This window comes from Pseudooceanicola sediminis (assembly GCF_003575965.1).
GTDB classification, from domain to species: Bacteria; Pseudomonadota; Alphaproteobacteria; order Rhodobacterales; family Rhodobacteraceae; genus Pseudooceanicola; species Pseudooceanicola sediminis.
In genome coordinates, this window is the sequence record NZ_QWJJ01000003.1 from 289,476 (window position 1) to 309,409 (window position 19,934).

General features: G+C 63.5%; 18 protein-coding genes. 4 read left to right on the forward strand and 14 right to left on the reverse strand.

Going from position 1 to position 19,934, the window contains the following annotated elements:
* Positions 1 to 109: 109 nt before the first annotated feature.
* The 8 genes from DL237_RS04995 to betI form a co-directional block, all read right to left on the reverse strand.
* Positions 110 to 1,348 carry an aspartate kinase gene (locus DL237_RS04995; protein WP_119397923.1) on the reverse strand — a complete coding sequence of 413 codons (1,239 nt, stop codon included), beginning with the start codon at positions 1,346 to 1,348 and terminating at the stop codon, positions 110 to 112.
* A gap of 97 nt (positions 1,349 to 1,445) precedes the next feature.
* A complete protein-coding gene (locus tag DL237_RS05000) occupies positions 1,446 to 2,096 on the reverse strand; it encodes an SDR family NAD(P)-dependent oxidoreductase (RefSeq protein ID WP_119397924.1) in 651 nt (216 codons plus the stop codon).
* A gap of 52 nt (positions 2,097 to 2,148) precedes the next feature.
* Positions 2,149 to 2,607 carry a DUF1178 family protein gene (locus DL237_RS05005; protein WP_119397984.1) on the reverse strand — a complete coding sequence of 153 codons (459 nt, stop codon included), beginning with the start codon at positions 2,605 to 2,607 and terminating at the stop codon, positions 2,149 to 2,151.
* A 147-nt stretch (positions 2,608 to 2,754) separates the two neighbouring features.
* Positions 2,755 to 3,225, reverse strand: a complete 471-nt coding sequence (locus DL237_RS05010; RefSeq protein WP_119397925.1) for an NUDIX hydrolase — start codon at positions 3,223 to 3,225, stop codon at positions 2,755 to 2,757.
* 254 nt (positions 3,226 to 3,479) lie between these two features.
* Positions 3,480 to 5,141 (reverse strand): choline dehydrogenase, encoded by a 1,662-nt coding sequence (gene betA / locus DL237_RS05015; RefSeq protein ID WP_119397926.1) that lies wholly within the window; start codon positions 5,139 to 5,141, stop codon positions 3,480 to 3,482.
* Positions 5,142 to 5,152: 11 nt separating this feature from the next.
* Entirely contained in the window at positions 5,153 to 6,613 is a 1,461-nt protein-coding gene (gene betB, locus DL237_RS05020; protein ID WP_119397927.1) for a betaine-aldehyde dehydrogenase, read from the reverse strand.
* A gap of 2 nt (positions 6,614 to 6,615) precedes the next feature.
* A complete protein-coding gene (gene betC / locus DL237_RS05025) occupies positions 6,616 to 8,103 on the reverse strand; it encodes a choline-sulfatase (protein WP_119397985.1) in 1,488 nt (495 codons plus the stop codon).
* 22 nt (positions 8,104 to 8,125) lie between these two features.
* On the reverse strand, positions 8,126 to 8,719 hold the full coding sequence (gene betI, locus DL237_RS05030; RefSeq protein ID WP_119397928.1) for a transcriptional regulator BetI: 594 nt from the start codon (positions 8,717 to 8,719) through the stop codon (positions 8,126 to 8,128).
* Between the two features lie 106 nt (positions 8,720 to 8,825).
* Between betI and choX the strand changes: the two genes are divergently transcribed.
* Genes choX through choV form a run of 3 tightly spaced genes read left to right on the forward strand, consistent with a single transcriptional unit; the run spans position 8,826 to position 11,687 of the window.
* Positions 8,826 to 9,743 (forward strand): choline ABC transporter substrate-binding protein, encoded by a 918-nt coding sequence (gene choX, locus DL237_RS05035; protein ID WP_119397929.1) that lies wholly within the window; start codon positions 8,826 to 8,828, stop codon positions 9,741 to 9,743.
* Positions 9,744 to 9,801: 58 nt separating this feature from the next.
* Positions 9,802 to 10,638 (forward strand): choline ABC transporter permease subunit, encoded by an 837-nt coding sequence (choW, locus tag DL237_RS05040; protein ID WP_119397930.1) that lies wholly within the window; start codon positions 9,802 to 9,804, stop codon positions 10,636 to 10,638.
* Complete coding sequence (gene choV, locus DL237_RS05045) at positions 10,635 to 11,687, forward strand: choline ABC transporter ATP-binding protein (RefSeq protein WP_119397931.1); 1,053 nt, start codon at positions 10,635 to 10,637, stop codon at positions 11,685 to 11,687. The genes choW and choV overlap by 4 nt, the downstream gene beginning before the upstream one ends.
* 117 nt (positions 11,688 to 11,804) lie before the next feature.
* On the opposite strand, the gene DL237_RS20965 is transcribed toward choV, so the two are convergent.
* The 3 genes from DL237_RS20965 to DL237_RS05055 form a co-directional block, all read right to left on the reverse strand.
* A complete protein-coding gene (locus DL237_RS20965; RefSeq protein WP_267897003.1) occupies positions 11,805 to 11,936 on the reverse strand; it encodes a hypothetical protein in 132 nt (43 codons plus the stop codon).
* 121 nt (positions 11,937 to 12,057) lie between these two features.
* Positions 12,058 to 13,683 carry a chaperonin GroEL gene (gene groL, locus DL237_RS05050; protein ID WP_119397932.1) on the reverse strand — a complete coding sequence of 542 codons (1,626 nt, stop codon included), beginning with the start codon at positions 13,681 to 13,683 and terminating at the stop codon, positions 12,058 to 12,060.
* Between the two features lie 46 nt (positions 13,684 to 13,729).
* Positions 13,730 to 14,017: a co-chaperone GroES gene (locus DL237_RS05055; protein ID WP_119397933.1), complete on the reverse strand. Its 288-nt coding sequence runs from the start codon at positions 14,015 to 14,017 to the stop codon at positions 13,730 to 13,732.
* A gap of 305 nt (positions 14,018 to 14,322) precedes the next feature.
* On the opposite strand from DL237_RS05055, the gene DL237_RS05060 reads away from it, so the two are divergent.
* On the forward strand, positions 14,323 to 14,871 hold the full coding sequence (locus DL237_RS05060) for a sugar O-acetyltransferase (protein ID WP_119397934.1): 549 nt from the start codon (positions 14,323 to 14,325) through the stop codon (positions 14,869 to 14,871).
* 326 nt (positions 14,872 to 15,197) lie between these two features.
* On the opposite strand, the gene DL237_RS05070 is transcribed toward DL237_RS05060, so the two are convergent.
* From DL237_RS05070 to DL237_RS05080, 3 genes are all read right to left on the reverse strand, one after another.
* Positions 15,198 to 16,082: a metallophosphoesterase family protein gene (locus tag DL237_RS05070; protein ID WP_119397935.1), complete on the reverse strand. Its 885-nt coding sequence runs from the start codon at positions 16,080 to 16,082 to the stop codon at positions 15,198 to 15,200.
* On the reverse strand, positions 16,079 to 17,101 hold the full coding sequence (locus tag DL237_RS05075) for a diacylglycerol/lipid kinase family protein (RefSeq protein ID WP_233544872.1): 1,023 nt from the start codon (positions 17,099 to 17,101) through the stop codon (positions 16,079 to 16,081). Before DL237_RS05075 ends, DL237_RS05070 begins: the two co-directional genes overlap by 4 nt.
* A gap of 263 nt (positions 17,102 to 17,364) precedes the next feature.
* Positions 17,365 to 19,836, reverse strand: a complete 2,472-nt coding sequence (locus DL237_RS05080) for a GcvT family protein (RefSeq protein WP_119397936.1) — start codon at positions 19,834 to 19,836, stop codon at positions 17,365 to 17,367.
* Positions 19,837 to 19,934: the final 98 nt, after the last annotated feature.

Here is a 19,934-nt window from a genome sequence, read left to right on the forward strand (position 1 = left end):
GGCATTGATCCGCAGGGCCTCAGCACCCCCGGATCAATTGTTTTTTCAACGCGAAAGCGACCGGGGCGGGCCAAGCGGGCCCGTCCCGTGTGCCTCAGGCGGCCTTGCCTCAGGCAGCCTTGTCCAGTTCGAACGCGTCATGCAGGGCCTGCACGGCCAGCTCCATGTACTTGCGGTCGATCAGAACCGAAATCTTGATCTCGGACGTGGCGATCACCTTGATGTTGATGCCCTCGTCCGAGAGGGTCTTGAACATCTTGGCCGCGACACCCGATTGTGACCGCATGCCGATGCCGACGGCGGAAATCTTGCACACGTTGGTATCCGCGACCAGGTCGTGAAAGTTGATGTCGCCGCGTTCCTTCGCCTCGTTCAGCGCCTTTTCGGCACGCTTCACCTGTTCGGTGGGGCAGGAAAAGGTCATGTCGGTGCGACCTTCCTCGGCGATGTTCTGGATGATCATATCCACGTTGATGCCGGCCTCTGACAGCGGGCCAAAGATCTTGGCGGCGATGCCCGGACGGTCGGCGACCGAAATCAGGGTCATCTTCGCTTCTTCGCGGGAATAGGCGATCCCGTTGACGACGTTGGATTCCATGATGTCCTCCTCGGCACAGACAAGGGTGCCGGCTGTGTCGGATGGTTCCTCGAAACTCGAAAGAACGCGCAGTTTCACGTTATAGCGCATCGCCAGCTCGACCGAGCGGGTCTGCAGAACCTTGGCCCCGAGGCTGGCAAGCTCCAGCATTTCCTCGAAGGCGATCTTGTCCAGCTTGCGTGCCTTGGGCGCGACGCGGGGATCGGTGGTGTAGATGCCGTCGACATCCGTGTAGATATCGCAACGCTCGGCATCAAAGGCCGCGGCAAAGGCGACGGCGGTGGTGTCCGATCCGCCCCGGCCCAGCGTGGTGATGCGCCCTTCGGGGCTGACGCCCTGAAAGCCTGCGACCACGGCCACCTTCATGCCTTCGGCGAACTTGGCATTGATATTGTCGTTCGGGATCTCTTCGATCCGGGCCGAGGAATGCGCGCTGTTGGTCTTCAGCGGCACCTGCCAGCCCTGCCAGCTGCGCGCCGGAATATCCATTTCCTGCAACGTCAGGGCCATCAACCCGGCGGTGACGTTTTCGCCCGAACTGACGACGGCGTCATATTCGCGCGCGTCATACATCGGCGACGTCTCGTTCACCCAGCCGACCAGTTCGTTGGTCTTGCCGGACATGGCCGAGACGATGACGATCACGTCATAGCCCTTGGCGACCTCGACCCCCACGCGCTTGGCAGCACGCCGGATACGATCAAGGTTGGCGACGGAGGTCCCGCCGAATTTCATCACGAGAACAGGCATGTCTGGTCCTTCGCCCGTAGTCCTATCTTTCAGATCGTCGGCGGTTTACGCGGGGACGGGGCGCGGCGCAAGCGCGCTTTTGCGGGGTGGGGCGGCTTCAGAACGGGATCGGCGCGCCGTCCCATGCCTCGAAACAGCCCGTGGTCGAGAGGGACAGCGCGTCGAAGCGCCGGATCAGCCCCGCCGTCGAGGTGGCGGTGTCGATATCGGCCCCCGCGCCGCCCATGTCGGTCTGCACCCAGCCGGGATGGTAGATGCCGACGGCGATACCCTCGCCCGCCAGGTCTGCGGCAAGGTTGCGCCCGACATTGGCCACCGCCGCCTTGGATGCGCGGTAGATATAGCTGCCACCCGGCGCACGTGACTGGCTGCCCATGGCCGAAGACAGGATGGCGATCTTGCCCGCCAACGCCGAGGCGCGCAGCTGCGGCAGCAACGCCTGCACGGTCAGAAAGGGCCCCGCCACGTTTACAGCCATCGTGTCGGCCCATGTTGCCGCATCAAAGCCGTCGTCCAGTCTTTGTCCCTTGTCCAGATAAACGCCCGCGTTGCAGATCAGCAGATCGACCGGCGCGTCGACCGCCTTGGCAAAGGCGGAGATGCTGTCAGGCTGCGTTACGTCCAGCGCCAGCAGGTTCGCACCGTCGCCGGCGGTGGACGTGCCGGTGACACGGTCGCCCCGGTCGCGATAGCGCGCGGCCAGGGCCGCCCCGATGCCCCGGCTTGCGCCTGTGATCACGACATGCATAGCAGTCTCTCCTTGATACTGACCGGCTCTGGTGGGCCGCGTCGCGCCGCGCCTAGTTCGTCTTGCGGCCGGGCGTAAAGGGCAGGGGCATCACCGGAACGCCATCCTCGATCAGGGCGCGCGCTTCGTCCGGCCGTGCTTCGCCATAGATCGGGCGGCCCGGACTGGCGCCCTCGTGGATGGCGCGTGCCTCGCGGGCAAAGTTTCCGCCGACATAGGTCGCATTGGCTTCGACCTTGCGCCGCAGATCCGCCATCGCGCGTTCCGCGTCGCTGGCAGGTTCGGACAGCGGGCGTGCCGGGGGCGTGGGTGCTGGCGTCGGCGCGCCCTCGGCTTCTGCGCTCTGGCGGGTGTTCACGCGGGGCGCCATCAGCGCCTTGTCGACCTTGGCCGATCCGCAGACGGAGCAACTGACCATGCCGGCGGCGGCCAGCTTGTCAAAGGCGGTGGAAGACTGGAACCAGCTGTCGAACCGGTGGTCGGAGTCGCATTTCAGCGTGAACTGAATCATCGGAAACCCGTTGGCAAATTTGTGGTTCAAAACATAATCACGCGCGCGGCAGATGCAAGATTGCCTGATCTTCCCGACGCGTGCGCACAGTTGCAGGGCCGGGGGCAGCAGGGGCCGCAGCCCTGCTCATCCTGTCCCGACCGGGTGCTAGGCCAATCCCTGCACGGGATCGAAATCACGGATGATGCGTGCCAGCTCCGGCTCTTCGACCTTGCGGGCGGCCTTCTTGCGCGAAAACCATTTCAAGCGGCGTTCGCCTTCTTCGGGGAAATGCCCTTTCATGGCGTCCACATTCACGGCATAGACAACCCCGACGCAGGGCAGGGCGCGTCCGTCCGACAGCGACTTGATGTAGGAATACATGCCCAGCGGAGTTTCGTTGACCTGCCCGACGACGCCGGCTTCCTCATATGCTTCCTGCAAGGCGGCGGCGCCGGGGGGTTTGCCCTGCATCGGCCAGCCCTTGGGGATGATCCAGCGTTTCGTCCCGCGCGACGTGATCAGCAGGATGCGGGGTTTTCCCTTGATAAGGCGATAGCACAGTGCGGCATATTGGGTCTGCACGTGGTGGCGACCCTCATGCGCTGTCCGGAACCCTGCTTGTGGTTGTGCTGTCACGTGCCTGTCTGCCGTCTTGCTTTCAGCGTCGGCGCCAAGGTCCGACGCCCGGTCATGTTTCAGACGATTTATGAACAGTCTTTTAAGAGATCAAAGGACTTGTATGCAGGCGGCGGAAGTTTTTGCTCTCTGGGGCGAAAACACCATAGGTTACTGGGGGTTCGCCCATTTCCTGCGCAACTGGCGGACCCGAGGGATCCGTGCTGCCGCACCGCACGACACCGGGCGCAGCGGCAGCACGTGGGGCGGGTGCCCTAGCGGTCGCTGCCGCGCCAGCGCGGATTGATCCACGGCTCGACGTTTTCCGGTGCCAGCATCGCGCGGCCAAGGATGTGATCCGACGCCTTTTCCCCCACCATGATCGACGGCCCGTTCAGGTTGCCGTTCGTGATGCGCGGAAAGATCGAGCTGTCGGCAACCCGCAGCCCCTCGACACCGATCACCCGGCATTCAGGGTCCACGACCGCCGTGGGATCATCTGCTCGCCCCATCTTGCAGGTGCCGCAGGGGTGATAGGCGCTTTCGGCGTGTTCACGGATATGGGCATCCAGCGCCGCGTCGCTCTGCACATCGCTGCCGGGCAGGATTTCCTTGCCGCGGTACGGGTCAAAGGCCGCCTGGCCAAAGATTTCGCGGGTGGTGCGGATGCAATGACGGAAATCGGCCCAGTCGTCGGGATGCGACATGTAGTTGAACAAGATCCGCGGCGCATCCTTGGGGTCGGCGCTGTTCAGCGTGATCGCACCGCGCGATTTCGACCGCATCGGCCCGACATGGGCCTGAAAGCCATGCCCCTCGGCTGCGGCCTTGCCATCGTAACGCACCGCGATCGGCAGGAAATGGTACTGGATGTCCGGGTATTCGACACCTGGTTTCGACCGGATGAAGGCGGCGCTTTCGAACTGGTTGGAGCTGCCGAGACCGCTCTTGAAAAAGGTCCACTCCGCCCCGGCCAGCGCCTTGCCCCAAAGGTTCCAGTGCTTGTACAGCGTGATGGGCTGGGTGCTGGCCTGCTGGATATACAGCTCCAGGTGGTCCTGAAGGTTCTGCCCGACCCCGGCGCGATCCGCGACAACCTCGATCCCGTGGTCCGCCAGGTGGGCCGCCGGGCCGATGCCCGACAACATCAGCAGCTTGGGCGAGTTGATCGAGCTTGCGGCGATGATCACTTCGCGGCGCGCGCGCACGACTTCGATCTTGCCGCCGCGCTCGATCTCGACGCCCACGGCACGGCCGTCCTCGATCACGACCTTGCGGGCATAACAGCGCAGCATTTCAAGGTTGTCGCGCTTCAGCGCGGGTTTCAGATAGGCATTGGCGGTGGACCAGCGGCGCCCCCGCCAGACCGTCTGCTCCATCGGGCCAAAGCCCTCTTGTTTTTCGCCGTTGTAATCGTCCGTCAGCTCGAACCCCGCCTGCTCCCCGGCGTCGACAAAGGCCTGGAACAGCGGGTTCTTGCGCGGGCCACGGGTGACATGCAGCGGGCCGTTCGATCCGCGCCACCCTGCGTCGCCGCCGTGCCCGCCGTCGTGCCAGTGCTCCATCCGCTTGAAATAGGGCAGCACGTCGGCATAGGCCCAGCCGGTCGCGCCCTGATCCGACCAATGGTCGAAGTCGCGGGCGTGGCCGCGCACGTAAACCATCCCGTTGATCGAGGAGGACCCGCCCACCACCTTGCCGCGCGGCGTGACCAGAGTGCGCCCGCCGAGGCCCGGTTCGGGCTCCGACGAAAACCCCCAGTCATACCGCTTCATGTTCATCGGATAGCTGAGGGCCGCCGGCATCTGGATGAACGGCCCGGCATCGGTCCCGCCGAATTCCAGCACGATGACCTTGTTCTTCGCGTCTTCCGACAGCCGCGAGGCCATGACCGATCCTGCCGAGCCTGACCCGATGATGACGAAATCCGCTTCCATGTCGTGTCCTCTCAGAATGCCGATTCAACGTCGCTCAGGGCGACGTAGACCGATTTGACCTGGCTGTAGTGTTCCAGCGCCGCACGGGCGTTTTCGCGGCCCACACCCGACAGTTTCACACCGCCAAAGGGGGCCTCGATCGGGGTCAGGTTGTATTGGTTGATCCAGCAGGTGCCGGCCTCCAGCTGCGCGACGACGCGGTGGCCGCGTTTGATATCATTGGTGAAAACACCGGCGGCCAGTCCGAATTCCGTGGCATTGGCCCGCGCGATCACCTCTGCTTCGTCGGTGAAGGTCAGCAGCGCCATGACGGGGCCAAAGATCTCCTCAGCCGCGATGCGCATGTCGTCGGTGACATCCGCGAAAACGGTCGGCTCGATATAGTTGCCGGTGGCATGACCCTCGGGGATGGCGCCGCCGATCAGCAGCCGCGCCCCCTCGGCCTTGCCGATCTCGATATATTCCAGCACCTTGGCGCGCTGCGTGTCGCTGACCATCGGCCCGATGTTGGTGTCGGGGTCCAGCGGGTCACCGATCACCGCTTTCCTGGTGCGCTCGACCAGCCGCGCGGCAAAGGCCTCGGCAATGTCCGCGTGCACAAAGACGCGGGTACCGTTGGAACAGATCTGGCCTGTGGAATAGAAGTTGGCGTTGATCGCGGCCGACACGGCGTTTTCGATATCCGCATCCTCGAACACGATCAGCGGGGATTTTCCGCCCAGCTCCATCGTGACATGGCGAATGCCCTCCGCTGCCGCCGCATAGACCTTGCGGCCCGTCGGCACCGATCCGGTCAGCGACACCTTGTCGACGCGGGAGTCGGTCACCAGCGCCGCGCCCACGTCGCCATAGCCGTTGACGACGTTGAACAGACCCGCAGGCGCACCGGCCTCGATATAGATCTCGGCCAGCTTCAGCGCGCACAGCGGCGTGACCTCGGATGGTTTGAACACCATCGCATTGCCGCAGGCCAGCGCGGGCGCAGATTTCCAGCAGGCGATCTGGGTCGGATAGTTCCACGCGCCGATGCCGACGCAGACCCCCAGCGGTTCGCGGATCGTATAGACGAAGTCACCGCCCAACGGCACGCTCTCTCCGGTGATCGAGGCGGTGATGCCGCCGTAATATTCCAGCGCATCCGCGCCGCTGGTCGCATCCGCCACCAGCGTTTCCTGAATGGGCTTGCCGGTGTCGATCGTCTCCAGCTCCGACAGGGCCTCGTTGCGTTCGCGCAGCAGGTCCGCGACACGGCGCAGCACGCGGCCCCGCTCCACCGGGGGCACCGCGGCCCATTCCTTTTGCGCGCGCCGGGCCGACTCCAGCGCCTGCGCGATCACGGCGGGGGTGGCCGAGTGCAGCTTTGCCACCACCTCGCCCGTTGCGGCATAGACGCATTCGATGACGCGGCCGGCGGTGTCTTCGACGTAAGCGCCGTCAATAAAGTGGCTGCCCTTGGGTTGAACGTCTTTCATTGTCATTCTCCTCGGGGAAAGCGCTGGTTCTCTTCCAGCACGTTCAGGTCCATGTGGTTGCGCATGTAGCGCTCAGAGGCTTTTTGCAGCGGCTCGAAATCCCACGGGTAATAGTCGCCATTGCGCAGCGCCTCGTAGACGATCAGGCGGCGCGCCTGGCTTTCGCGCACCTCGGCGTCAAACTCGCCCATGTTCCAGTATTCGGCGACGGCCTCGGCAAAGGCGGCGGCAATCTCGGCGTGGGTCGGGTCCGTCGCCAGGTTGACCAGCTCATCGGGGTCGGTTTCGACGTTGAACAGCAGGGGCGGGTCCAGTTCGCAGTGGATGTACTTCCACTGGTCCTGCCGCAGCCCGACCAGTGGCGCATAGGACGCCTCGGCGGCGTACTCCATCTTGACCGGGGTCGTGCGCGCCGTGCCATTGGCCAGCGGCACCAGCGATTCGCCATCGGTCCAGGGCATGATCTCGGACAGGTCGATGCCCGCCAGATCGGCCAGCGTCGGGTTGACGTCGATGGTCGACACCGGGGTCTCAACCAGACCGGCGGGCATCTGCGGGGCGCAGATCATCATCGGCACCCGAGACGAGCCTTCCAGGAAGGTCATCTTGAACCACAGACCCTTGTGGCCCAGCATGTCGCCGTGATCGGACACGAACAGGATGATGGTATCCTCGACCTGCCGCGTGCCCTCCAGCGCCTCCATCACTTCACCAATCTTGTCGTCGAGATAGCTGATATTGGCAAAGTAGGCGCGGCGCGACCGGCGCACATCTTCCTGAGTTATATCGCTTTTCTTGGCGTCATTGGCGTCATAGATGCGCTGCGAATGCGCATCCAGATCGTCATAGCCCAGCGTGCCGACCGCGGGTTCCAGGTGCTCGCAATCCTCGTAGAGATCCCAGTATTTGCGGCGCGCGACGTAGGGGTCGTGCGGATGGGTAAAGCTGACGGTCATCATCCAGGGGCGATCGTCCAGGCCACGGCCCAGCTGATAGACCTTCTGACGGGCCTGAAAGGCGACCTCGTCATCGTATTCCATCTGGTTGGTGATCTCGGCGACGCCCGACCCCGTCACGCTGCCCATGTTGTGATACCACCAGTCGATCCGCTCGCCCGGTTTGCGGTAATCCGGCGTCCAGCCGAAATCGGCGGGGTAAATGTCGGTCGTCAGGCGCTTTTCGAACCCGTGCAGCTGGTCGGGGCCGACAAAGTGCATCTTGCCGGACAGAAAGGTCTGGTATCCGGCCCGGCGCAGGTGGTGCGCATAGGTGGGGATGGCACTGCCGAATTCGGCGGCATTATCATAGACGCGGGTCCGGCGGGGCAACTGCCCGGACATGTAGCTGGCGCGCGCCGGGGCGCAGAGCGGGCTGCCGGTATAGGTATTGGCGAACCGGGTCGACCGTGCGGCAAGCGCCTTGATGTTGGGCGCATGCAACCAATCCACCGGGCCGTTGGGGAACAGCGTTCCGTTCAGTTGGTCGACCATGAAGATGAGGATGTTGGGCTGCTTAGACGCCACGATTTTTCCTTTCAAGCCAAAGATTTAGATAGTCGTTGACCATCGCCTTGATGCGATGGTGCTCGGGCACTGCTTCCTGCAGGGCAGAGCGCACGTAAAACCCGTCGATGAGCGAGGCGAGACCCTGCGCGATTTCGGCGGCGGTCTCGGGGTCGAACAGCTTTTTCAGGTCGTGCATCAGGTTGCTTTGCAGACGCCGCGCATAGACCTGCAACAGGCGGCGCGTCTCGTCCGAACGCAGGGCCCGCACGTAGAAATTCAGCCAGGCCGCGATCACCTCGCGCTCGAACTGGCTCGAATCGAAACTCGAATCGGTGATGGCGCGAATGCGCTCTTCCGGCGTCTTGGCACGGGCCAGGTTGGCCAGCACCGTCTCTCCGTAGTCGCGCATCACGTAACGCATCGTCGCCAGGAACATCTGTTCCTTGGACCCGAAGTAGTGGTGCGCCAACGCCGAGGACATGCCCGCACGCTTCGCGATCTGGCTGACGGTCACGTCCAGCGTGCCGGCGTCCCCGATCTCCGCGATGGTCGCGTGGATCAGTGCCTTTTTTCGAACCGGTTCCATCCCGACCTTGGGCATGACACTGTCCTTTCAGCCACAACGCTTTACTTTTAGCGTCTCATCGTTTTTGATTAACCCGTCAATCAACAAAAAAGCAACCCACGAGCCAACAGAAGGAAACGCAATGACCAAAACTCTGCTCACCATGACCAGCGCATTGGCACTGACCGCCGGCGCCGCTTTCGCTGACTGCGACGAAGTGATCTTCTCGGACGTCGGCTGGACCGACATCACCACGACCACCTCTGCCGCCAAGCAGGTGCTGACCGCCCTCGGCTATGACGTCGACGTCAAGGTGCTGTCCGTGCCCGTCACCTTCGCCTCGCTGGAAAGCGACGATGTCGACATCTTCCTCGGCAACTGGATGCCGGCGCAGAACGGCGCCATCAAACCCTACCTCGACTCGGGCGAGATCGAGACGGTCTCGACCAACCTGACCGGCACCAAGTACACGCTGGCCGTGCCCGCCTATACCTACGAAAAGGGCCTGCAATCCTACGCCGATATCGCCAAGTTCGCCGACAGCCTGGATGACAAGATCTATGGCATTGAGCCTGGCAACGAAGGCAACGCCTACCTCGTGTCCCTGACCGAGGAAGACAAGTTCGGCCTGAAGGACTTCAAGGTCGTCGAAAGCTCCGAACAGGGGATGCTCTCGATGGTGCGCCGCGCTGTCGACAAGGAAGAGGATATCGTCTTCCTCGGCTGGGAACCCCACCCCATGAACGCCAACTTCGAACTGAAATACCTGCCCGGCGGCGAGGATTTCTTTGGCGGTGAAGGCGACGTGAACACCGTGACCCGCAAGGGCTACGTCGAGGAATGCCCCAATGTCGGCAAATTCCTGACCAACCTGGAATTCACCCTGCCCATGGAAAACGAGATCATGGGCAAGATCCTGAACGACGGTGAAAACGCCGATGACGCGTCGCTGGCCTGGATGAAGGATCACGCCGATCTGGTCATGTCCTGGGTCGATGGCGTGACCACGGTCGACGGTGGCGATGGCGCTGCCGCGGTCAAGGAACAGCTGGGCCTCTGAGGCAATTCTGAATGGGCCCGGTCACTGACCGGGCCTTTTTTCAAATAGGGAGGTCGCCTTGGAGTGGCTCACTGAACACAAGATTCCCGTAGGGAACTGGGCCAGCGAATTTTTCGACTGGCTACGCGATAATTTCTCGGGCGTTGTCGACGCGCTGGCTGCCGGCGCTGAAAATCTGATCGACGGCCTGCAATGGATTCTGCAAACGCCGCATCCGCTGATCATCATCGCCTGCTTTGTGGCCCTGACATGGGTGCTGCAACGCAACTGGAAAACCTGCCTGTTCGTGGCTGTCGGTTTCCTGTTCATCATCAATCAGGATTACTGGGAGGCGACGACCGAAAGCCTGACGCTGGTCATCTCTTCCTGCATCGTCTGCATGGCCATCGGGGTGCCGATCGGCATTGCCGCGGCGCACCGGCCCCGGCTCTATGCCTTCATGCAGCCCGTGCTTGACCTGATGCAGACGCTGCCCACCTTTGTCTACCTGATCCCGGCCATCGTCTTTTTCGGCATCGGCATGGTGCCGGGCCTGATCGCGACCGTCATCTTCGTGCTGCCCGCGCCGATCCGCCTGACCTACCTTGGCGTGTCCTCGACGCCGACGCCGCTGCTTGAGGCGGCCGAGGCCTTCGGCGGCACCCCCAGCCAGACCCTGCGCAAGGTCGAACTGCCCTACGCGCTGCCACAGATCATGGCCGGTCTGAACCAGACCATCATGCTGTCGCTCTCCATGGTCGTGGTCGCCGCGCTGGTCGGGGCGGATGGCCTTGGCGTGCCTGTCGTGCGGGCCTTGAACCAGGTGAACACCTCTCTCGGGTTCGAGAGTGGATTCGTCATCGTCGTCGTGGCAATCATCCTTGATCGCATGTTGCGTATCGGAGGCCGGAAATGAGCGAACAGATGTCTCAGGGCAAACGCCCTGCCGTCGAATTCGACAATGTGTCCATCGTCTTTGGGGACAAGCCTGAAAAGGCCCTGCCGCTGATGGACGAAGGTCAGAGCCGCAGCGAGATCCAGAAGGAAACCGGTCAGGTGCTGGGCGTGCACAATTGCTCGCTCGCCGTCGACGAGGGCGAGATCCTGGTGCTGATGGGGCTGTCCGGGTCGGGCAAGTCCACCCTGCTGCGCGCCGTCAACGGGTTGAACCCCGTGGTGCGCGGCGCGGTGCGCGTCTCTACCCTCGGGTCCACGCTGGATGCCGCAAAGGCCAAGGGCGAAGACCTGCGCAAGCTGCGTCGGCAGATGGTCGCGATGGTGTTTCAGCAGTTCGGCCTGCTGCCCTGGCGCAACGTCGTCGACAACGTCGCCCTCGGGCTGGAACTGTCGGGCATGTCCAAGTCGCAGCGCGAAAAGAAGGCCCGCGAACAGCTCGATCTGGTCGGCCTGACAGACTGGGCCGACAACAAGGTGTCCGAGCTTTCGGGCGGCATGCAGCAGCGTGTCGGCCTGGCCCGCGCCTTTGCAACCGAAGCACCGATCCTGCTGATGGACGAACCGTTCTCGGCGCTCGATCCGCTGATCCGCTCGCGTCTTCAGGACGAACTGCTTGAGCTTCAGCAAAAGCTGAAACGCACCATCGTCTTCGTCAGTCACGACCTGGACGAGGCGTTCAAGCTGGGCAATCGCATCGCGATCATGGAGGGCGGGCGCATCGTGCAATGCGGCACCCCGCAGGACATCATCGCGAACCCCGCCAATGCCTATGTCGAGGATTTCGTCACCCACATGAACCCGCTGAACGTCCTGCTGGCCTCGGACGTGATGTCCGGGACACTGGCGCAGCAGGCGACGGTGCAGGTGCGTCCCGACACGCCCGTCAACGACGTGATCCAGTCGCTCTCGACCGGCAATGACATCGTCGGGGTCAAGGACGGCGAAAACGATCTCGGTTCAATCACCAATCAGGATATCATCTCGGCTCTGCACGCCAAGAATTCCTGACACCGGACCCACCCCGCGCGCCGCGCTGCGGGGCCACGAAAAGGCCCCTGTCCCGCACGCGCGGGGCAGGGGCCAATCTGTCATGCAACAGATGAACGGGCGTCCCCAGGGGGGGAGCTATTTCTTGTTGTTGCCCACGTTCACCGGGGTCTTGCCCTTGGCGAAATCTGCCGTGACGACGACCTTTTCCTTGGCCTTCTTCGGCTTCTTGATTTCCTTGTTGCTGCGTTGCTTGTCGCCCTTGCTCATGTCCGTATCTCCCAAAATCCGATTTCAGTTTCATCGTGGTGAGCGGCGTTGCGATCCGCGCCGTGCGGAGCTTGGGCGCGCCCCGCAGGGTCACGCCCGAACGGGATAGGGGGCCCGGCGGCTACATCATGTCGTCCATGCCGGACATTGCGTTTGCCCCCGATTTTGCGGGCTTGTTGGCCACCATCGCCTCGGTGGTGATCAGCAGCCCCGCGATCGAGGCCGCGTTTTCCAGGGCGACCCGGACCACCTTGGCCGGATCGATGATCCCGGCCTTCAGCATGTCGCCATATGTTTCGCTTTGGGCGTCATAGCCGAACCCCTCTGTGGTGCTCTCCATGACATGCGCGACGATCACCGACCCGTCGACACCGGCATTCTGCGCGATCTGGCGCAGCGGGGCCTGAATGGCGCGTCGCATGATCTTGATGCCCGCGTCCTGATCGGCATTGTCGCCCGTCAGCCGGGCCAGCGCCCGCCCGGCATGTACCAGCGCCACACCGCCGCCCGGCACGACACCTTCCTGCACCGCCGCGCGGGTCGCATTCAGCGCATCGTCGACACGGTCCTTGCGCTCCTTCACTTCGATCTCGGTGGCGCCCCCGACCTTGATCACGGCAATCCCGCCCGACAGCCTTGCCAGCCGCTCCGACAGCTTTTCCTTGTCGTAATCCGAGGTCGTCTCCTCGATCTGTGCGCGTATCTGGCTGACGCGCGATACGATCACGTCCGTTTCGCCAGCGCCGTCGATCACCGTGGTGGTGTCCTTGGTGATGGCGACCTTCCTGGCCGTGCCCAGCATGTCCAGCGTGACATTCTCCAACTTGGTGCCCAGGTCGGCCGAGATCACCTCGCCCCCCGTCAGCACAGCAAGATCCTGCAACATCGCCTTGCGACGGTCGCCGAAACCGGGCGCCTTCACGGCGGCAACCTTCAGCCCGCCGCGCAGGCGGTTGACGACCAAAGTCGCCAGCGCTTCGCCGTCGATATCCTCGGCAATGATCAGCAGCTGCTTGTCGGCCTGAATGACGGCTTCAAGCAGCGGCACCATGGATTGCAGAGACGACAGTTTCTTTTCGTGCAGCAGGATCACGCAATCCTCCAGCTCGACGGTCATCTTCTGGACGTTGGTGACGAAATAGGGGCTGAGGTAGCCACGGTCGAACTGCATCCCCTCGACGACCTCGGTGGTGGTCTCAAGGCCCTTGTTTTCCTCGACGGTGATCACACCCTCGTTGCCGACTTTCGCCATCGCATCCGCGATCTGCTGGCCGATTGCGGCCTCGCCATTGGCGGAAATCGCGCCGACCTTGGCAATCTGGTCGCTGTCGCCAACAGGACGGGACATCGCCTTGACCTCGGCCACGACGACGGCGACGGCCTTGTCGATACCGCGCTTCAGATCCATCGGGTTCATGCCAGCCGCAACCGCCTTCATCCCCTCCTGCACGATGGCCTGCGCCAGAACGGTGGCGGTGGTGGTGCCATCGCCCGCTTCGTCATTGGTGCGCGACGCGGCTTCGCGCACCATCTGCGCGCCCATGTTCTCGAACGTGTTGAACAGTTCGATTTCCTTGGCGACCGAGACACCGTCCTTGGTAATGCGCGGCGCACCAAAGGATTTGTCCAGCACCACGTTGCGCCCCTTGGGGCCCAGGGTGATCTTGACGGCATTGGCCAGCGTATTGATGCCGCGCAGCATGGCGTCGCGGGCATCGGTGCCGAATTTGACTTCTTTGGCGGACATTATGAATGTTCCTGAATAAGGGGGATCGGCGTCGGAAAGTCGGGTTTCAGGCGACGATGCCCAGAATGTCGCTTTCCTTCATGATCAGCAGCTCTTCGTCGTCCAGCTTGATCTCGGTGCCCGACCATTTGCCGAACAGGATCCTGTCGCCCGCCTTGACGTCCATCGCCACGCGTGCGCCCGCGTCGTCACGTGTGCCGGCGCCGACCGAGACGACCTCGCCTTCCTGCGGTTTTTCCTTCGCGGAATCGGGGATGATCAGTCCGCCCCTGGTTTTTTCATCAGCGTCGATGCGGCGGACAAGAACACGGTCGTGCAGGGGGGAAAATGGCATGGGAAACGCTCCTTTTCGAGATTTCCGGGCGGAATGGCGATGTCGAGAATAAGGGCCTGGCACTCTGTTTGCGAGAGTGCCAGTGCAGCAGATCTAGCGATTGCCAAAGGCTACGGCAATGGGGCTTTGCGAATATACCTTGCAGGGTCACGCGGGGTTTTGCCGGGCCGGATGCGCCGCCATTGCCATCGCGTCCTCCGCAGGTCACTGTGATCGGCAACCTGTGATCCCGGAACACCTGTGGCCCCTGTTCTGCGGCGCGCGGGCGGGCGGCGACAGGCACGACCGGGAACAAGAGGCGCAGCATGACCGAATTTGAAAAGATGCAGGCCGGGCTTTGGTACAACAGCCTCGGGGACGAACTTGAGGATCTGCGCGGTGTGGCCCGCGCGGCGGTCCACGAACACAACATGACCCACCCGGGCGGGCGCGGCGAAATGGCCACCGCGCTGCGGGATCTGTTCGGATCGGTCGGGGACGGATGCTTTTTCGAGGCCCCGTTCCACTGTGCCTACGGGTTCAACATCCATATCTCCAGCGACGTCTATTTCAACGCCGGGGTCACCATTCTCGACGCCGCGCCGGTGCGCATCGGTGCCCGCACCATGCTGGGGCCGAACGTGCAGATCTACACGCCCCAGCATCATGGCGATGCCGGCCTGCGCGCGGCGGGGCAGGAAATCGGCTATCCGGTGACCTTGGGCAGCGATGTCTGGGTCGGTGGCGCGGCAGTGTTGCTGCCCGGCGTCTCGATCGGCGATGGCGCGATCATCGGCGCGGGCAGCGTGGTGACACATGATGTCCCGGCGGGCGAGACCTGGGTGGGCAACCCCGCGCGTCCGATTTCGGGCTGACCCGGCTGGACCGGCTGGACCGACCCCAGCTGGACCGACCCCGGCTGAACCGGCCCCGCCTGAACCGGCGCGCGCTGCGTTAACCCCGGTGTCAGCCGCGCTCGTCGCACCGCTCGGATACCGCTCGGACACCGTCCAGATACCGACGTTGCAGATTCGCAGGATTTGCCTTGTTAATATGGGTATAGGGTATCTTGACCGGCTTCGGCGCACCGCGCCGTGTCGGTGCACCTGTCCGCCCCGTTAGCCGATTGGCAAGGCCTCTGTCCCGGACCACTCAGGCTGGCATTACGGCGCGTCCCGCAGCGCCGATGCACGGGCTTCATTCAGCCGCTGTTGGCTTCACGCGCTTCGGTTTCTTCGGTCGCCGCATCCGCCACATTCGCCGATTGGAACCGCATTCCATCGCGACTGATCAGGTCGGCGCCATGGCTTTGCCGTCGATGTACGGTTGATCCGGCCGCTTCGAATACCGGCGCCTGTCCGTCTTCGGGCCAGCGCGCCGCCCAGGTCGTCACCACAACCCGCTCGGGAGAGGTCACCAACATATTGAAAGTATTCAGCTCTCCGCGCAGCCGTGTCGACAGCCCGGTCCCCGCCTGAACGCACAAAAGGCCGGGCGCCGCGGTGAACGGCGCGATCGACGCGGTGTGCAGATGGCCCGACAGCACGACGTCGGCACCACAGTTTTCCAACCCGCGCAGCGCCTTGCGCCCCCCCTTAACCGGCCGCTTGTCGACCTCGGGGCCGTGTTCCAGCGGGTGGTGCAAGACAGCAATCCGCAGCCGTGCCGAGGCATCTTCGAAGGTGCCGCAGACCCTTTGCACCGTGCGCTCGGCAAATTTACCGCTCTGCCAGGCAAAGCGGTTTACCGTATTGACCCCGACGACCGAGATTTCGCTGTCTTCGAACATCGGCTCCAGGTTGCGGTTGATATAGCGTTTGTACCGGGAGAAGGGTTTGAAAAACCTCATGAAAAGATTATCGAGCGGCGTGTCGTGATTGCCCGGAACCGACAGGACGGGGGCTTCGATCCGCTCCACGAACTCCCGCGCCTGGATAAATTGCGATACCCGTGCCCGCTGTGTGAAATCGCCCGATATCACCACCAGATCAGGCTCAAGCTGATGGATCGCCTGCAACAGCGGCGTTTCCAGCGCAGGGGTGCTGCGCCCGAAATGCAGGTCGGACAGGTGCAGGATGCGCCTCATTCCGTGGTATCCGATTCCGCATTGCCCGAGTCCGCCTTGTCCGTCGGCAGCACGATCTTGAGCGTGTCGTCCGACATCTTGAATTCGAAGGGGCTGTAATCACGCGTTTTTTCGCCATCAAAGGCCACCAGCGCACGGCGCTTGGCCGTCTTGACCGTGACATCGCGGGCGCAGATCAACTCATAGTCGCGGCCCTCTTGCATCGTGCGGGTGATCAGGCGCCAGGCAAGGGTGAACAGCTCGCTTCGTGTCGTGCCGCGACCGACCAGCAGGGCGAACTGGTCGTGGTGAATGGCATCGCCCCCCGTCAGGCCAAAGCGTTCAAGTTGAAAGGCAGAGCGCGCCACGAACAACAGGGGCGTGCGGCGTTCGCAGGTCTCGCCGTCCGCCGTGATTGTCAGGTGCATGGGGCGTTGGAATTGCAGGAAAGTTTTGACCACCGACCAATGCGCCATCAGGCGGCGGCGGCCCCAGCGGGCATAGACCGTTTCGCGCTCCTTGAGGATCGCGGGATAGATGCCAAGGCTGGCGTTGTTCAGGAACACCCTGTCGTTCACCATCCCGACGCTTATGTCCCGGGTATAACCATTCATTATCGCCTCGGCCGCGGCCTCGGGATCTTCGGGCAGGTTCAAGCCGCGCGCAAAATAATTGAATGTTCCCAAGGGCAAGACAGCCAGCGCGCAGTTGGTGCCAAGCATGGCCGAGGCGATGGCCATCGCGGTGCCGTCGCCGCCCGCGGCGACGATCAGGCGGGCACCATCGTCGATGGCGTCCTGCACCAGGGCGTCAAGATCCTGCTCGGGATCCCAATAGCGCAGATCGGTCGACTGCGCCCCGAAGACGGCCTGCGTACGGTCGATGGCGTCGGCGTCGCGGGCGTTGGTGCCGGATTTGCGGTTGGCAATGATCGTGATGGGGCCCTCGACCCCTGGATGCTGCGCAGATCTTGTGGGCTCTGCGGCTGAGACGTCCATATCACGGGGCGCCGTATCGGTAGGCTCTGCAATCGCGTTCATCTTTGTCTCCGGTCCCTTGACCCACGCCCGGTGTCGGTGCCGGGCTGCACTGGGGGATCAACGCGCGAGGTCGCAGATTTGTTGCGCCTTGAACGCTGCGTTGTCGGGCCGGTCGCGCGCCGCGGGGCGGGGCAGGCGGCAGATCGCTGTCGGTATTCCGCCAGCAGGAGTGCGCAAGCCTTTGATAACATGAGATTCCCACGTCGGTATCCTGACGGTATCAGAACGGTAGCCGAACGGTGCGAAACCGGCCCGGTCAGACCTTAGGCGCGGGCGCGCGCCGAGGTCGGATCATACATCGGTCTAAGCGAAGCCTCGGCTGCGAAGCGCTGCCCGGCGATCTCGATCTCGTAGTGCGCCGACAGCAGGTCGTCCACGCCGTCTGATCCAGCGCAGGGCACGTAGCCCAGCCCGACCGCGCTGCCCAGCGTATGCCCATAGGCGCCCGAGGACAGATCACCGACGATCACGCCGTCGCGCAGGATCGGTTCGGCGTGATAGAGCAGGGGCCCGGGATCGCGCAGGTGGAATTGCAGCATCCGACGGGTCAGCCCGGCCTCCTTGCGCCGCAGCACCGCATCGCGCCCGATGAAGGCAGGCTTGGCGGTGCGCACGGCAAAGCCCAGACCGGCCTCCAGCACGTGATCCTCCGGCGTGATGTCGTGACCGAAATGGCGAAAGCCCTTTTCCAGACGGCAGGAGTCCATCGCGTGCAGACCGCACAGTTTCAGATCGAACGCGGCGCCGACCTGCAAGAGGTGTTCCAGCACATGCGCGGCCTGGTCGGTGTCCACGTACAGCTCCCATCCCAGTTCGCCCACGTAGGAGACGCGGTGCGCCCGCGCCAGTCCGAGACCGATTTCGATCTGGCGGGCAGTGCCGAAGGGGTGGCTGTCGTTCGACCAGTCGTGCCAGGGGGCGGCGGCCTGCAACAGGGCGCGCGACCTTGGCCCCATGACGCAGAGCACCGCTTCGGCCGCCGTGGCGGCAAAGAGAGAGACCGCGAAATCGCCGCGATGCCGGGTCATCCACGACATGTCGCGCACGGTCGTCGCGGCGGGGGTGACGACCATGTAACGGGTTTCGGACAGGCGCGTCACCGTGACGTCGGCCTCGACCCCGCCGAGCGGATTGAGAAACTGCGTATAGACGATCCTGCCGGTCGGCACGGCCATCTCTGCGCCGCAGATGTTATTCAGAAACGTCTCGGCATCGCGGCCATCGACGAGGATCTTTCCGAAGGAGGACATGTCGTAGAGGCCGACATTTTCGCGGATTGCGAGGTGTTCGGCGGCTGAATTGTCGAACCAGTTCTGTCGCTGCCACGAATATTCATAGGCGGGCGTCTGGCCCGGCGTCGCGAACCAGTTGGCGCGCTCCCACCCAGCGGTCTCTCCGAAGACCGCGCCGCGCGTTGCCAGCAGATCGTGAAAGGGCGCGCGCCGCACACCGCGTGCCGTGGCCTTTTGCCGATAGGGGAAGTGGTCGGCATAGAGCAGGCCAAGCGTTTCCCTTGCCCGGTCGACAAGGTAGGTCCGGTTGCCCATGAAGGGCTGCATCCGGCGGATGTCGACATCGGAGAGATCGAACGGCGGGTATCCGTGTTCCATCCAGTGGGCCAGCGCCATGCCCGCCCCGCCCGAGGACTGGATGCCGACCGAATTGAACCCGGCGGCGACGAAATAGCCGCGCAGTTCCGGTGCCTCGCCCAGGTGATAGGCGTCGTCGGGGGTGAAGCTTTCGGGACCATTGAAAAAGGTATGGATACCGGCGCTTTGCAGCAGCGGCACACGGTTGACCGCCTGTTCCAGGATGGGTTCGAAATGGTCGAAATCCTCGGGCAGCTGGTCAAAGCAGAAACCGGCGGGAATGCCGTTCATGCCCCAGGGTTTGGCGACAGGTTCAAACGCGCCGAGCAGGATCTTTCCTGCGTCTTCCTTGTAATAGGCGCATTCATCCGGCACCCGCAGGGTGGGCAACTGGCCCAGGCCGGGGATGTTTTCAGTGACGATGTAGAAGTGTTCGCAGGCTTGCAGCGGCACGTTGACGTTGTTTTGACGTCCCAGTTCCGCCGCCCACATGCCGGCGCAATTGACCACGAAATCCGCCGCGATAAAGCCGGTTTCGCCATCCCCGTCGCGTTGCCAGGATACGCCCGAAACGGCCCTCTGGCCGCCGCGCATGGTTTCGTGGATCTGCGTCACCCGGATATGTTCGAGCGTCTGGGCGCCGCGCATTCGTGCGCCCTTGGCCAGCGCCAGCGCGATGTTGCCCGGATCGCCCTGGCCGTCCGAGGGCAGGTGGACCGCCCCGGCAAAGCCATCGGTGTTGAGTTGGGGGTAGAGCGCGCGCAGGTCCGGCTCTGACAGATGCTCGACCTCAACCCCGAAGGCGCGGGCCATCGAGGCCTGGCGCCGGATTTCCTCGTGGCGCTCCCGGGTCAGGGCCATGGTGATGGAGCCGTTGCGGCGAAAACCCGTGGCGATCCCGGTTTCGTCCTCAAGCCCGCCGTAGAGTTCCTGGGAATATTTGCTGAGGCGCGTCATGTTCTTGGTGGCGCGCAGTTGCGCGATCAGACCGGCAGCATGCCAGGTGGTGCCGCTGGTCAGCTGCTTGCGCTCCAGCAGGACAACATCGGTCCAGCCCATGCGCGCCAGGTGATACGCGGTGGAGCAACCGGCGATGCCGCCGCCGATGATGACGGCGCGGGCCTTGGTCGGGACGGGGGTGGTCATGATTGCGCACTCGCGGAGGTTTGGGTGGTATCGGGGGGGCGACGTCGTCGTGCCGCCATGGTGGGCGTCGTCTGGGGAAAGGGGTGGTCGGGGTTGCG

Excerpts from the sequence above, each read along its gene's own strand:
- DL237_RS04995 (WP_119397923.1), bottom strand. The coding sequence starts at position 1,348 with ATGCCTGTTCTCGTGATGAAATTCGGCGGGACCTCCGTCGCCAACCTT.
- DL237_RS05000 (WP_119397924.1), bottom strand. The coding sequence starts at position 2,096 with ATGCATGTCGTGATCACAGGCGCAAGCCGGGGCATCGGGGCGGCCCTG.
- DL237_RS05005 (WP_119397984.1), bottom strand. The coding sequence starts at position 2,607 with ATGATTCAGTTCACGCTGAAATGCGACTCCGACCACCGGTTCGACAGC.
- betA (WP_119397926.1), bottom strand. The coding sequence starts at position 5,141 with ATGGAAGCGGATTTCGTCATCATCGGGTCAGGCTCGGCAGGATCGGTC.
- betB (WP_119397927.1), bottom strand. The coding sequence starts at position 6,613 with ATGAAAGACGTTCAACCCAAGGGCAGCCACTTTATTGACGGCGCTTAC.
- betC (WP_119397985.1), bottom strand. The coding sequence starts at position 8,103 with ATGGTCGACCAACTGAACGGAACGCTGTTCCCCAACGGCCCGGTGGAT.
- betI (WP_119397928.1), bottom strand. The coding sequence starts at position 8,719 with ATGCCCAAGGTCGGGATGGAACCGGTTCGAAAAAAGGCACTGATCCAC.
- choX (WP_119397929.1), top strand. The coding sequence starts at position 8,826 with ATGACCAAAACTCTGCTCACCATGACCAGCGCATTGGCACTGACCGCC.
- choV (WP_119397931.1), top strand. The coding sequence starts at position 10,635 with ATGAGCGAACAGATGTCTCAGGGCAAACGCCCTGCCGTCGAATTCGAC.
- DL237_RS20965 (WP_267897003.1), bottom strand. The coding sequence starts at position 11,936 with ATGAGCAAGGGCGACAAGCAACGCAGCAACAAGGAAATCAAGAAGCCG.
- groL (WP_119397932.1), bottom strand. The coding sequence starts at position 13,683 with ATGTCCGCCAAAGAAGTCAAATTCGGCACCGATGCCCGCGACGCCATG.
- DL237_RS05055 (WP_119397933.1), bottom strand. The coding sequence starts at position 14,017 with ATGCCATTTTCCCCCCTGCACGACCGTGTTCTTGTCCGCCGCATCGAC.
- DL237_RS05060 (WP_119397934.1), top strand. The coding sequence starts at position 14,323 with ATGACCGAATTTGAAAAGATGCAGGCCGGGCTTTGGTACAACAGCCTC.
- DL237_RS05070 (WP_119397935.1), bottom strand. The coding sequence starts at position 16,082 with ATGAGGCGCATCCTGCACCTGTCCGACCTGCATTTCGGGCGCAGCACC.
- DL237_RS05075 (WP_233544872.1), bottom strand. The coding sequence starts at position 17,101 with ATGAACGCGATTGCAGAGCCTACCGATACGGCGCCCCGTGATATGGAC.
- DL237_RS05080 (WP_119397936.1), bottom strand. The coding sequence starts at position 19,836 with ATGACCACCCCCGTCCCGACCAAGGCCCGCGCCGTCATCATCGGCGGC.